General features: G+C 46.6%; 13 protein-coding genes. 10 read left to right on the forward strand and 3 right to left on the reverse strand.

Annotation, left to right across the window (positions count from 1 at the left end; all coding sequences use genetic code 11):
* Positions 1–86 precede the first annotated feature (86 nt).
* From AR335_RS15360 to glpX, 5 genes are all read left to right on the forward strand, one after another.
* Positions 87–1,334 (forward strand): MFS transporter, encoded by a 1,248-nt coding sequence (locus AR335_RS15360; protein WP_062238009.1) that lies wholly within the window; start codon positions 87–89, stop codon positions 1,332–1,334.
* A gap of 205 nt (positions 1,335–1,539) precedes the next feature.
* Positions 1,540–2,022 carry a ribose 5-phosphate isomerase B gene (rpiB, locus tag AR335_RS15365; protein ID WP_062237542.1) on the forward strand — a complete coding sequence of 161 codons (483 nt, stop codon included), beginning with the start codon at positions 1,540–1,542 and terminating at the stop codon, positions 2,020–2,022.
* On the forward strand, positions 2,003–3,007 hold the full coding sequence (locus tag AR335_RS15370; RefSeq protein WP_062237544.1) for a dihydroxyacetone kinase subunit DhaK: 1,005 nt from the start codon (positions 2,003–2,005) through the stop codon (positions 3,005–3,007). The genes rpiB and AR335_RS15370 overlap by 20 nt, the downstream gene beginning before the upstream one ends.
* 12 nt (positions 3,008–3,019) lie before the next feature.
* The gene (gene dhaL / locus AR335_RS15375) at positions 3,020–3,670 is read left to right on the forward strand and encodes a dihydroxyacetone kinase subunit DhaL (protein ID WP_062237546.1); all 651 of its coding nucleotides are present in this window, start codon (positions 3,020–3,022) and stop codon (positions 3,668–3,670) included.
* 91 nt (positions 3,671–3,761) lie between these two features.
* Positions 3,762–4,727, forward strand: a complete 966-nt coding sequence (glpX, locus tag AR335_RS15380) for a class II fructose-bisphosphatase (protein ID WP_062237548.1) — start codon at positions 3,762–3,764, stop codon at positions 4,725–4,727.
* Positions 4,728–4,956: 229 nt separating this feature from the next.
* Here glpX and AR335_RS15385 read toward each other — a convergent pair whose 3' ends face one another.
* The gene (locus AR335_RS15385; RefSeq protein WP_062238011.1) at positions 4,957–6,222 is read right to left on the reverse strand and encodes an ATP-binding protein; all 1,266 of its coding nucleotides are present in this window, start codon (positions 6,220–6,222) and stop codon (positions 4,957–4,959) included.
* 249 nt (positions 6,223–6,471) lie between these two features.
* Between AR335_RS15385 and AR335_RS15390 the strand changes: the two genes are divergently transcribed.
* Positions 6,472–7,914, forward strand: coding sequence for an amino acid permease (locus tag AR335_RS15390; RefSeq protein ID WP_062237550.1), 1,443 nt, complete (start codon positions 6,472–6,474; stop codon positions 7,912–7,914).
* Positions 7,915–7,955: 41 nt separating this feature from the next.
* On the opposite strand, the gene AR335_RS15395 is transcribed toward AR335_RS15390, so the two are convergent.
* Positions 7,956–9,722 (reverse strand): ABC transporter substrate-binding protein, encoded by a 1,767-nt coding sequence (locus tag AR335_RS15395; RefSeq protein WP_062237552.1) that lies wholly within the window; start codon positions 9,720–9,722, stop codon positions 7,956–7,958.
* A gap of 112 nt (positions 9,723–9,834) precedes the next feature.
* Between AR335_RS15395 and AR335_RS15400 the strand changes: the two genes are divergently transcribed.
* The 3 genes from AR335_RS15400 (at position 9,835) to AR335_RS15410 (ending at position 11,933) form a co-directional block, all read left to right on the forward strand.
* Positions 9,835–11,103 carry an MDR family MFS transporter gene (locus AR335_RS15400; protein ID WP_062237555.1) on the forward strand — a complete coding sequence of 423 codons (1,269 nt, stop codon included), beginning with the start codon at positions 9,835–9,837 and terminating at the stop codon, positions 11,101–11,103.
* Positions 11,104–11,182: 79 nt separating this feature from the next.
* Positions 11,183–11,599: a MarR family winged helix-turn-helix transcriptional regulator gene (locus AR335_RS15405; RefSeq protein ID WP_082316118.1), complete on the forward strand. Its 417-nt coding sequence runs from the start codon at positions 11,183–11,185 to the stop codon at positions 11,597–11,599.
* A complete protein-coding gene (locus AR335_RS15410; protein ID WP_053356850.1) occupies positions 11,583–11,933 on the forward strand; it encodes a DUF3147 family protein in 351 nt (116 codons plus the stop codon). Before AR335_RS15405 ends, AR335_RS15410 begins: the two co-directional genes overlap by 17 nt.
* A gap of 1 nt (position 11,934) precedes the next feature.
* Here AR335_RS15410 and AR335_RS15415 read toward each other — a convergent pair whose 3' ends face one another.
* Positions 11,935–12,546: a flavin reductase family protein gene (locus AR335_RS15415; RefSeq protein ID WP_062237557.1), complete on the reverse strand. Its 612-nt coding sequence runs from the start codon at positions 12,544–12,546 to the stop codon at positions 11,935–11,937.
* A gap of 92 nt (positions 12,547–12,638) precedes the next feature.
* Between AR335_RS15415 and AR335_RS15420 the strand changes: the two genes are divergently transcribed.
* Positions 12,639–13,340 (forward strand): ArsR/SmtB family transcription factor, encoded by a 702-nt coding sequence (locus AR335_RS15420; RefSeq protein WP_062237559.1) that lies wholly within the window; start codon positions 12,639–12,641, stop codon positions 13,338–13,340.
* Position 13,341: the final 1 nt, after the last annotated feature.

Consider the following 13,341-nt stretch of genomic DNA (forward strand, 5'->3'; position numbering starts at 1 on the left):
TGCTGGTTGGAAGCTGGCAGCCTTCTTATTAAAAACCATCAGGCAAAGGAGGAATACAAGTGGATCGTCTTTTGGACAGAATCGGAATGGATCGGAAAATGGCTCTCGGTTATTTCGGGGTTTTGATTTTTATGATGGGTGATGGCCTTGAGTTAGGCTGGCTTTCTTCTTATTTAACAGACCATGGCCTAACGATGCAGGAATCCGCTCTTATTTTTAGTGTTTATGGCTTTGCTGTTGCGATAGCAGCGTGGCTGTCAGGTGTCCTGGCCGAAGTGCTCGGACCGAGGAAAGCGATGATGCTGGGGCTGACGCTGTTTATAGCTGGTTCGGTAGTTTTCCTGACGTTCGGAATTACGAGCATGAATCTTGCTATTATGCTCCCAACCTATGCTTTACGGGGACTGGGATATCCGCTTTTCGCCTATTCTTTCCTCGTATGGGTGACTTATTATGCCCCGGCTGACAAGCTTGGAACAGCAGTAGGCTGGTTCTGGTTTGCTTTCAGCGGCGGATTAAACGTACTTGGCGCGTACTATTCAAGCTTTGCACTGCCGGTGCTGGGTGAAATGAAAACGTTATGGAGCGCACTTGTTTTCGTACTATTGGGAGCGACTGTTGCAATTTTTCTGAACAAAGACAAAGAACACAAAAAGAAATTTGAAAATAAAGGCGACGCTTTGAGATATCTATTAAAAGGCGTGACCATCGCATTTGAAAATCCGAAAATCGGCATGGGTGGAATCGTACGGACGATTAACACATCCGCTGCCTACGGTTTTGTAGTCTTCATGCCGGCGTTCATGATGGATCTTGGGTTTACTCGATCGGAGTGGCTGCAAATCTACGGCTCTCTCTGGACGAGCAACATCATCTTTAACCTTATTTTCGGCATTGTTGGTGACAAGCTGGGGTGGCGGAACACGGTCATGTGGTTCGGCGGCGTCGGCTGCGCTATTTTTACAGCAGCCTTCTATTATGTACCGCTCGCGGCCGGTCCTAATTACTTTGTGGCAACAGCAGTAGCTGCCTGCTATGGCGCATGTCTTGCAGGATTCGTACCCTTATCAGCACTAATTCCTTCGCTAGCCCCAGAAAACAGGGGTGCAGCGATGTCTATTCTTAACCTTGGAGCAGGACTGAGTACATTCGTCGGTCCGGCAATCGTAGGGGCTTTCATTGGAATGGTAGATACGGTAGGCATTATTTGGATCTACACAGGCTTGTATCTTGTGAGTGCTGTTCTAATGAAATTTGTAACTCTTTCCAAAGAGGAAGCGGAAGAAGCAGAACGGATCTCAATAGAGGAATTTAAAACAGCACAAAAGGCATAAGAGAGTTTGGAATTTTAAAAAGATGAAAAGAACGTCTTTTGCGAGGCGTTCTTCTTTTTACCCCAAAACACAAAACGAAAATAAATGAAAATAAATAACAATAAACAATTGACATAAAACGAAATAAATGAAAAAATAAATGAAAGAAAACAATAATTAGAAAATTTCGTTATAAGACTAAAATAGAGAGAAAGGGAGTTGTATAATGAGGATAGGATTGGGTTCTGACCATAATGCCTTTGATATGAAAGAAAGTCTTAAAAGCTATATACAAGAGCTGGGCCACGAGGTAGTAGATTACGGCTGCCATTCGTGTTCTGAGGTCGATTATCCGGAAGTGGCGTTTGAGGTAGGAGAAGGAATCATTCAAAACAAACTGGACAGAGGAATCCTGTGCTGCGGAACAGGAATCGGAGTGGCGATCGCAGCAGGAAAAGTGCCAGGCATCCGCGCAGCCCTCTGCCATGATACGTATTCTGCAGAACGTGCCCAGAAAAGCAACAATGCTCAGGTGCTGACGATGGGATCGAAGGTTATCGGGATTGAGCTCGCCAAACAGGTGGTTAAAACCTATCTCGAATCTCATTTCTCAGGAGGAAATTCCGGAAGAAAAGTACAGCAGATCACAGATAAAGAACAAGAATTTCTGAAAGGGGATGCCGTTCATCATGAAAAAACTTATAAATAATCCGAATCGTGTTGTAGAAGAAATGATCGATGGTTACGCAAAAGCCCACCCGCAGCATGTCAGAGTGCTGTCAGAAAACAGCCGCTCGATCGTAACGGCCCGGGAAACAGCAGAAGGCAAAGTCGGCGTATTAATCGGCGGAGGATCTGGGCATGAACCTGCTTTTATGGGTTATGTCGGACCAGGAATGGCAGACGGGGTAGCGGTAGGAAACATTTTTGCTTCACCACCACCGGATCCGATTCTGGAAGCGACGAAGGCTATTGATAAAGGGGCAGGAGTCATTTATGTATACGGCAACTATGCCGGAGATCTGATGAATTTTGGGATGGCGGCTGAACTGGCAGAATTGGAGGCTGACATTCAGGTCGGCAAAGTTATCGTCACCGATGACGTCGCATCCGCTCCGAAAGAGGAAAAGGAAAAACGAAGAGGGATTGCTGGAGAATTTTTCGTAACAAAGGTGGCCGGTGCGGCTTCTGAAAAAGGCTACAGCTTAGAGGATGTCGTCAGAGTCGCCAATAAAGCAAACGATCAAACCCGTACGATGGGTGTCGGACTTTCTCCTTGTTCTCTTCCTCAGACTGGAAAGCCCAGTTTTGAGCTTGAAGAAAATGAGATGGAAATCGGCCTCGGACACCATGGTGAGCCAGGAGTAGAAAAAGGCGATCTGCAGCCGGCTGATCAGGTAGCAGACCGATTGGTTCAAGATATTCTAGCCGATATGCCATTAGGTGAAGGGGAAAAAGTAGCTGTTCTTGTAAACGGCTTGGGTTCAACCACCAAGATGGAACTCTATATCGTTTTCCGCAGAGTGGAACAGATTTTAAATGAAAAAGGGATTCAGATCCACCGTTCTTTTGTAGGCGATTACAGTACGTCACTAGAGATGGGCGGCTGTTCGGTCACACTGATCAAGCTTGATGATGAACTTGCAGAATTTGTGGATGCACCGGCAGATTGCCCGATGTATGTTCAACGATAAGGAGGAGATCACATGTCATTTACAGCGAAAGAATTGAAAGGCTTTTTACAGAGTGTTGTGGATACAGTCGAGGAAAATAAAGATTACTTATCCGAGCTTGACCGCAAATTGGGCGACGGAGACCATGGTGTCACGATGTCGATCGGCTGGCAGGCTGTTCAGGAAAAGCTCCAGGGTGAACTGCATGAGGAAGAAGATTGCGGAAAAATCAGCATCACAGCAGGCCGTACGTTTTTAAGCGCGGTCGGTTCAACGGTCGGCCCTCTTTATGCGACAGGATTTTTGAGAGGCGGTAAGGAAGTTCAAGGCAAGACCGAACTTTCAGGGGAGGACCTATACAGCTTCTGGACTGCTTTTATTGAAGGAATTAAAGAAAGAGGACAGGCGGAAGTCGGCGATAAAACGATGGTCGATACTCTTCAGCCGGCTTTGGGTACGCTGAAGCTGGAGTACGAAAAATCCGGGGACTTTACTGGCGCATTCACGAAAGCGGTTGCTTCGGCAAAAGAAGGCATGGAATCGACGAAAGATCTTCTTTCTAAAAAAGGGCGGTCCAGCCGGCTGGGAGAGCGGTCACTCGGCAACCAGGATCCGGGCGCCACTTCTTCCTATCTTATCTTATCCGCCTTTGAAAGCGTCGTCACATCTGTACAAACCGTGTAATAGCTATATGCCGGAGGGCCGCTGAACTGAAAACAACCAGGAAGGCGGCCCTCTTTTTCTATGTCCAAAATCAGAAGAGGAGGGATCGTACATGAATATGAGCTTGGATAAAAAAGAAGACATTCAGACGCTGGCGCTGGATTTTCTAGCAGTTGCCCAGCAGGCGGCCATTGCTTCTTACCCGTGGGTCGGCAAGGGAAAGAAAAACGAAGCTGACGGGGCAGGTACAGAAGCGATGCGTACCCGGATGAACACGATCGGGATGGATGGAACAATCGTTATCGGTGAGGGAGAACTGGATGAGGCACCTATGCTGTATATCGGAGAAAAGGTTGGTACAGGAGTTGGCCCTGCTGTGGACATTGCGGTCGATCCGGTGGAAGGCACGACCCTTATGTCTAAGGGACAGGACAATTCCTTAACCGTCATTGCTGTTGCTGAACGCGGCCATTTGCTGCACGCGCCTGATATGTATATGAGGAAAATTGCGGTGGGACCAAAAGCAAAGGGGCGAATTTACATTGAGGCCCCTTTGACGGAGAATATTTTGGCTGTTGCTGATGCATTGGGTAAAGATGTGAGTGAGGTTACGGTCATGATCCAAGACCGAACCCGCCATCATGATCTTATTCAGCAAGTGTTTGAAGCCGGAGCAAAAGTGAAGCTGTTTTCCGATGGAGATGTGACAGGAGCCATAGCTACAGGAATCGATGAGATTGACGTCGATCTGCTCGTGGGAACTGGGGGAGCGCCAGAGGGAGTAATAGCGGCTGCGGCTTTGCGAAGCCTGGGCGGTGATTTTCAGGCACAGCTGGTCTGCCAAAATGATGAAGAGTTTAATCGCTGTGTGACGATGGGATTGAGCGATCCGGGTAAAATCCTAAGAATGGATGATCTTGTGAAAAGTGACAGCTGTTTCTTTGTCGCGGCGGGCATCACGGACGGCATCCTCCTGGACGGTGTCCGCAAGAAGGAAGGCGGGACTATGCTTACCCACTCGTTCATCACCATCGGAGGGAAAGGAAACTATTTTCAATTTATCGAGACTCGCCACTGAAATGGCGGGTTTTTTAATATAAGGTCTGTTGGTCCATGTTGTTGATTTTTGGTAGGGGGTGATTGAAGCGCCATCAGAAAAGCAGAAAGGTATATGCAAGCTTTTTCCCATCTGCTTTTCTGGCGCTTCATTTGTTTCACAAATCAGCTGGCTCTAATCATCGCCAGCTATCACCCCTTCTTATTGGATAAAAAACTCCCTCATAGCGGGGAGTTTTTGCTTTCAAAAATTATGGGTTGAGGTGCTGTGAGGATTCGGGCTTAATGGGAAAGGTAAGTAAGAATACGGTTCCTTTCCCTACCTTGCTCTGGACCTTGATGGTTCCCCGCAGCGCGCGAACAATGCTGTAGACGACCATCATTCCGAGGCCTGTGCCTTTTGATCCTTTTGTAGAATAATAAGGTTCACCAAGGCGGTCGATCTGCTGTTTTGTCATGCCTACTCCTGAATCTTCAATTTTGACGATGGCATTTATGGGAGAAGCCGTTGATTCTATGGTCAGTACTCCACCGTTTGGCATCGACTCAATGGCATTTTTTACGATATTTAAAAAGCACTGGCGAATCTTTTGGCGGTCTCCATGAATGGAAGATACGGGTTCAAGTTTTTCTGTGATTTCTACTGAATATTGGTTAGCGAGCGGCTGAAGAATTTTAAGGACGTGATGAAGTTCCTCGTGAAGGAAGATATCACTTAAGGTTACTAGCGATGGTTTTGAGAACGTCAGATAATCCTGTATCACTCGTTCAGCAGATTCCAGCTCACTTTTAATAAGGGTCAAATATTCCGTTTGTTTTTCCTGAGGGGCATCATTTTCCTGCAGCAATTGAACAAAGCCTATGGCAGTGGTCAGCGGATTGCGGATTTCATGAGAAATGGCAGCCCCCATCTGTTCTACGGCTTCCAGTCTTTTGGTTCTTACGATATGTTCCTGAAGCACCAGGTTTTTATCAATGAGCTCCATAAAATAAACAATCATTCCGGCACCTAATGGAGGAATAACCATATAGGCAAACCAGACATCAAGCAGCACCTTGGAAGAGAACATCATCTGGGTAAATATCATGGTTAAAAAGCTGATCAGCAGCGTAAAGAGACTGGCCAAACCGACGCGGCGGTTAGAAGAAAGCTTAAGGAACCACGGTGAGAGGCGCCATAGGGATAATCCGAGCACTGCATAGAGCACAATATTTAGGAAAAACCCGCTGTCGAATCCGTAAAAGGCTCTTAAAAGAACAGCGATCAAACAAAAGAGTGGAGCATACCCTGTATAAAATCCAGCGATGATGACTGGTATATTGCGCAGATCCAGATACATACTGCTGCTGAGTTTATATGAAAACAGATAACAAATCACCAAGGACACAATGAAATAAGCATAGAACATCATTCGGTACCGCTGCTGTGCATGAAATCTTCCAGTCCCCAGCAGGCAAAAAAAGAGCAAAACAATGAGCAGTGAGAGGTTAAACCAGAAATGCACAGTGATCTCCATCTGCATTTCACATCCTGTTAATTTTAGGTATATCTTACCTTTTAAAGATTTTTTAGTAAATAAGAATGAGGAAATTTTGTAATCGATAGAGTGAGGTAAAATATTACAATTGAGTAAAATGGTTTGCCGGATTGACATTTTCTTTATCTATCTGATATATTAGCATGGTAAAGTAATAAATAAATTTCGATATGAAACGCGGTGGTGGCTCACCATGCGTTTTTTTATATTTAGAGGGGAAAGGTTTAGATGAATACACCTACGAATACAACAAAAAAATGGGGGTTCTGGCTTTTAGCCGCCTTCGTTATCGGAAATATGGTTGGCTCAGGCATATTCATGCTTCCAAGTTCATTGGCTCAAACAGCCAGCCCGCTTGGAGTAACCGTTGCCTGGCTTGTCACGGGCTTTGGTGTCATGATGATTGCGCTGATCTTCAGTAAGCTGTCCATCCGCCGTCCGGACTTAACTGCTGGACCGCAAAGCTATGCACGCGCGATGTTTAAATCAAAAAGCGCAGGGAATGTAGCAAGCTTTAGCATGGTATGGGGATACTGGGTAGCCAACTGGATCAGCAATGTGGCGATGGTCACAAGCTTTGCTGGTTACCTGTCTACGTTCTTACCCATTATGAAAGCACAGCATGTTGTTTTTTCTATAGGATCACAGGATATTCAACTCGGTAAAATCATTACGTTTGGAGTTTGTACGGTTTTGCTGTGGGGAATTCACTTTATTTTGGTGAGCAGCATGAACAGAGCCGGAAAATTGAATTTTGTTGCAACAGCATCAAAAGTGGCCGGTTTTGCACTCTTTATTGTCGCAGCACTTTTTGCATTCCAGTCATCCAATTTCGGTGAATTCTATACACCTGTTGCTGATGAAGGCGGGACGTCACATGGACTGTTCAGCCAGGTGCAAATGGCCGCCATCTCTACGCTATGGGCGTTCATCGGTATTGAATCGGCCGTTATCTTATCAGGACGTGCGAAATCACAGCGGGATGTGAGCCGCGCTACGATCTTCGGACTCATTGTTGCTCTTGTGATTTACATGGCCATTACGCTTCTGACGATGGGAATTTTGCCTCAGGAAGTCTTAAAAGCCTCTGATAAACCTTTTGTTGATGCTCTTTCTGCCATAATTGGCAGTGCAGGTGCAAATGTTATGGCTATTCTCGCACTCGTTTCCTTATTTGGGGCAACGATCGGCTGGATCCTTTTAAGCGCAGAGGTTCCTTATCAAGCGGCAAAATCGGGGACTTTTCCTGCGTATTTTGCAAAAGTGAACAAAAAAGGAAGTCCAACCAGATCTCTTACTGTTACAAATGTGATGTCACAGATCTTAATTTTCTCTACGATTTCAGGAACCATCAGTCAGGCGTATACATTCCTGACGACAGCAGCTACACTTGCTTATCTGATCCCATATCTTGTTTCTGCCGTCTTTTTCCTGAAGCTCACCTTAAAAGGGGAAGCCATGGAAGGATCAAAAGGCTCGCGAGTCAAGGATATCATCATTGCGGTATTGGCACTTATTTACTCCGTATGGGTGATCAAAACGGGAACAGCGGACCTTAAGACGTTTGGCCTCGGAATCGGTTTGTTCCTTGCAGGCTTTATCATATATCCGTTGATAAATAAGCAGCGTCGAAAAAGCGATGTATCCTCGGTTTCTGTGGAGAACAACTAAATAACAAAAGACCAACTCGCCGATGAGTTGGTCTTTTTTTGTTATATTGTGCTCCCGACCTCTGGCTTCACCCACAGCTTCCGAAAATCGGCCCACCCAAAGTCATTCAGCCGAATACCCTTCAGCAATACAGGGTAGTTCCACTCTTTGGCGATATGGTACATGTGGAGGAGGATCTTTTCGTCCTCAATATATTTTTCGATTTCCTCCAGGATCAAATCCCGTTTCTCATAGCTTTCTTCCCGTGTGAACCGGGCTAAGTATTCATCCAGTATCTTAATTTGTTCTTGAGACAGCAGGGTGCGCATGCTCCGTTTACTTTTTATAAAGGAAAGGAAGCCGTATTGGGTATCCCTCTCAAGCACTTCGCCTTTGGAGAGGATCTCTGCGTCAAGGGGCTGCGGATCCAGCAGAGAATAAGGCGACAGCTCCACAGAAATACCTGCTTCCGAGAATCTTTTCTGCAGCCATTCCGCTTCTCTCAATCCCTCGCTCGTATAATCCAAATACTTAAAGGTAAGAGTCTCTCCCTGATAGGAACTTTTGCTTAACAATGCAATGGCGCGATCCAATGATGTTGGGGGATACGATGAATGCTGGCTGCGCTCTGGCCACAGGCTGCTCGCCGGGCTGTTCCGCCGTCCGCCAAGCTCGGCGATCATCCGGTTCCGATCGATGAGTTCATCAACCGCTTGCCGGAAGTACAGGTCGTGGTGTGGACCTTCCTTTTGAAAATTAAAGACTAAATAGTGAGAGCCGTTGTTGTTCACCTTCATGTGGCGGTTTTCTGTCGCCTCACTGCCAGGCAGCTCATAGTGGACAATCCGGTCAGCGTTCAGTTCCACGAACCACAGCTCCACTCGGTCGAGCAGTGCCCGTCCGTTGAAGTGCTCATCGAATGCTTCAAGGATAAACACCTTATCGTTATACTGTATCACTTTGAACGGCCCGGTCCCGATGAGTTCTTTGCCAGTGACGATTGGAACATCATGCGGCACAATCGGCGCGTGGTAGGAGCTGAGGTAATGCAAAAAGAACACATTCGGCCGTTTTAGAATAATCCTCACTGCGTAATCATTGAATGTTTGGATGGATTGGATCTCGGAAAACAGGTGGCGGTACGGTGATTGCACCGAAGGATCCTGCAGCCGGTCCAGTGTATATTTTACATCCTGGGCAGTAAGGGTCCTGCCGTGATGAAACCGCACGCTTTTCCGCAAATAAAAAGTCCATTCCGTTTTATCCTGATTAATGTCCCAATGGTGGGCAAGGTGCGGTTCGAACTTCCCGGTCACTGAGTTGTAGTTCACGAGCGTATCAAAGATCTGCCGTACAAAATGTGCTTCTGCTGCTGTATAAGAATGAGCTGGATCAAGGGCGGCAAGCGGGCGCCTCATCGGAATCTTCAGCAGATCAACCCGGCTTGAGACCGTCTGTTTGACCTGAAGGCCGAAGTTGTCCTGAATACGGGCTTGAAGCTTTTTCGCCAAGTGTTCAGGCAGAAGCGGCCGGTTCAGAAATTCTGCGGCTTCTGTAATTTGGTTCTTCGCCAGCAGTTTTGCAAAGTGAGCCTCAACCGCTTCTTCCAGGCTGTAATGAAAAAGGACCTTTGAACGGTTGCCGCGGCCTTTTCCAGGAATCCACGTTAGCCATTTTTCCTCGCCCATCCGTTTTAAGAGAAGGTTGACGTTTCGTTTCGTACAGAAAAATAAGGTTTCCAGCTGGCTGACGGTGACTTCTGCCGGGGTTTCATCGATCTTCTCGAGATACTGCAGATGAAGGGTGATGTAGTAATCAAGGATTTCCATGCCGGTTTCCTCCATAAAAGGTGAAATTCTTTTCTGAATTTTACACTTTTTCTTCCCCTTTTACTAGAGGAAAATAAACAGCAGATAGAAGAAATGGTAAAAGGAGGGAGAAATTATGTTTCGGGATTTGCATCCTAATATAAAGATAAGGATTATTACATCATTTATGACACGCGTGGTCGGAACGATGATTTTTCCGTTTATGGCGATCTACTTGTCTGCCAAGCTCGGGCAGGCGCTTGCGGGAATCATCCTGCTGATCAACGTGTTCGTATCCATCCTGGTCGGATTTTACGGAGGCTATATTTCGGACCGGGTCGGGCGGAAAAAGGTGATGGTCGTTGCCCAGCTGATTACGGTCGTGGCGTTCGTGTTCATGACAGCAGCCAATTCCCCGTGGTACGATTCAGCTTGGCTCACTTCGTTCATGATGCTCATACAAAGCATCAGCTCGGGGCTGATGAATCCGGCGGCTGAGGCAATGCTGATCGACGTCAGTACGAAGGAAAACCGGAAGTTCATGTACAGCATTAACTATTGGGCCGTGAACCTGTCGATTGCGCTCGGTTCCATTGTCGGAGGATTCCTGTTTAAGTCTCACCGGTTTGAGCTGTTCACTGCCATAACTCTTGTCAGCATCTTCACGCTTTATCTGGTGGCTTATGTGATGAAAGAATCCTACACCCAGACGGCTGTTCCGCAAAAAGTGAATGTGTTCAAAGATATGGCAGGCAACTACAAAACGGTCATGAAAGATAAAATGTTTTTATGGTTCTGTCTAGCATCCACACTGATCGTCAGTATTGAATTTCAAACAGGGAATTATATTTCCGTACGTCTTGAGGAAGAATTCACGTCCCGGCTTGTAACGTTCGGCGATCTGTTTTCCTACCATCTTGACGGTCTGCGGATGATCAGCTGGATCCGGACGTTCAATACGGTGCTTGTTGTTGCAGGAACGGTTCTGGTCACACGCTGGATGAGCCGGTATTCGGACCAGAAAGTCATTTATACTGGATTTTGGATGTATGCTGCAGGCTATGCGGTACTGGGCTACAGCAATTCAGCGGGATTGCTGCTCGTTTCCATCTTTATCGCAACAATCGGAGAGCTCATGTACGTTCCAGTCAAACAGTCCATGATGGCTGATATCGTAAATGACAATGCACGGAGTTCCTATATGGCGGTGCATGGATTAACCTTCCAGATGGCAAAAATCCTGGGAGCTGCGGGAATCACGATCGGTTCCTTCGTTCCTTCCTGGGGCATGGCTTTATCCTATCTCTTGTCCGGAATGCTCGGAATCTACTGTTTTACAAAAGTAACGGGGCCGCTGAACAAGGCGGTTAAAAAAGAAACGAAAAAAGTGGCAGCAATATAAAAAAAGGAGGCGTTTAATGTGCGTCTCCTTCTTGATAAAAAATATATCGTATTGTACGATATAAAAAGAGGTGAAGAGGATGAATGTTCAATTCATAAATGAGATATGGACCGATCTGTATTATTTATTGCATTACAAACACGAAGAACGGTTGACCCACCAAAATGTGAGGTGCATGCAGGCGGTGAAAAAGAATAAGGATGCCACGGTTGCCTTTTTGGCAGATGTCCTGCAGATTACGCATCATTCCGCATCCGAGCATGTGAAGAGGCTGATCGATAAAGGCTATGCTCAAAAAGAACGATCGGCGACGGATAAGAGAGCGGTATATGTGAAGCTGACCGGGTTAGGAGAGGAAGTACTCAAACGGAACACCGAACTGGACGAAGAAAAGCTGCAGAACGTTCTGGGCCGTTTGAGCAAAAAAGAACAACAAGAGATTTTGGACGCGTTTGAGAAGCTAAGAACGGAGGCAAAGCATGTATACAGTCGTTAAAATTACAATTTCGGCGCTGGTGATCGGTATGATTACCGCCCTTGCCAAACATTCCCCTCGTTATGGAGGAATTATCGCGGCTCTTCCGCTGGTCAGCCTGTTAAGTCTGTTTTGGCTCTATACACAAGGAGAGCGGACCGATCACCTGAGCCAGTTTTTATATGGTGTTCTGTACGGGCTGCCGAGCACCATCGTCTTGATTTTTGTTGTCGCTTTTTCCCTTAAGCATTCCATGCCTTTTTTTCTGTCGATTGTACTCGGGATCGGCGGATGGGGGTTGTGTTTGGTCCTTCAAAAGCTCCTTCTTTCAGGGGCTCTATTAAATCTGCGGTAGTTTACGTCTCCGAACGGTATGTTTTTCCGAGCTCTTCTCCCAGACTGAAGTAATGGCGAAAATTATAGATTAAAGGATTCCACTTAGCAGGATCGATGTGATTTTCCCCCTTGATGATGTCGGTGTGGGCATGAACGCTGACAGCCTGGGTCTCCACAATCGCAAAGAACGGTGAGTACTCGGGAATCCGGATCTGCTTTACTTCGGCTTCAATCTGCAGAGGGCATTCTGCGATTCTTTCAGGCTGGACTGAAATGGATGAAGTGGAAGTGAAACCTGCTTCGGCAAACTTATCTTTTTTGTAGGTGAAGCCAAGCTCTTGTTTGTATGGTGGAACCGGATCTTTTCCTGTATAAGGAGCAAGTCTTTCAACTTGTTCCCAAAGCGAAGCGTCCGGTATATTTAGCACACATTCCGGTGTTCTCTCCAGGTTCTCTATGGCTTTTCCACCGATTCCGATGCCTAATAGGATACAGTTGCCGAGTGCCCAGGAGGACGATATGGGGCTGATGTTGACCGTGCGATCCTCATTTAATGTGGTCAGCAGAACGACAGGTGTTCCGTAGTATAAAATTTTCGGTGTGATGAATGAGGTGTTTGGCAAAGTCTTCATTTGTATTCTCCTTTATATTGGATTCGCATTCAGTATAAAGCAGGAATTCTTCGATGTTCATCGAAGTATGGATGTAAAAGGAGGCGATGAGATTGATGGCACAATCGAATGTGGCTGAAATTGCTTCGATCGTAAGCGAGTCTTCACGCGCGGCCATATTAACGGTCTTGATGGACGGCCGGTTTCATACGGCGAGCGAACTCGCTTTTATGGCCGGCATCAAACCGCAGACCGCAAGCTTTCACCTGTCAAAAATGCAGGAGGCTGGTGTGATTGCTCAGGAAAAACAAGGGAGGCACCGTTATTACGGCATTCATAACGAAGAGGTCGCTAAGGTGATGGAGTCCTTTCTTTTAATTGCACCGCCTGTAAAAATCAAATCGCTGAAGCAGTCCTCACAGGACAAGGCGATGAGGTTTGCGAGAACGTGCTATGACCATCTGGCGGGCAGCGTCGGAGTTCAGCTGACCGATGCATTGCTGGAAGCAGATTTTTTGGACGAAGATGAGGAGAATTTTATGGTAACGGAAGAAGGCGTTCATTTTTTCAATGGATTGGGCATCGACCTTGAAACAATCAGCAAGAAACGCCGGTCCTTCTCCCATCGGTGCCTGGATTGGAGTGAGCGCCGCCATCATCTGGCAGGAGCGCTGGGCAATGCCCTTTTGGAACAATTATTGGAGCGGGGATGGATTGAGCGAGTTCCGCAGCACCGGGCGGTTAAGGTAACAGAAGAGGGGAAAAAAGGACTGAAGGAAACGTTCGGAATGGACCTTTTAAAGGAGGGAAAGTAAG

Source organism: Fictibacillus sp. FJAT-27399, assembly GCF_001510655.1.
Taxonomy (GTDB): Bacteria; Bacillota; Bacilli; order Bacillales; family Fictibacillaceae; genus Fictibacillus_C; species Fictibacillus_C marinisediminis.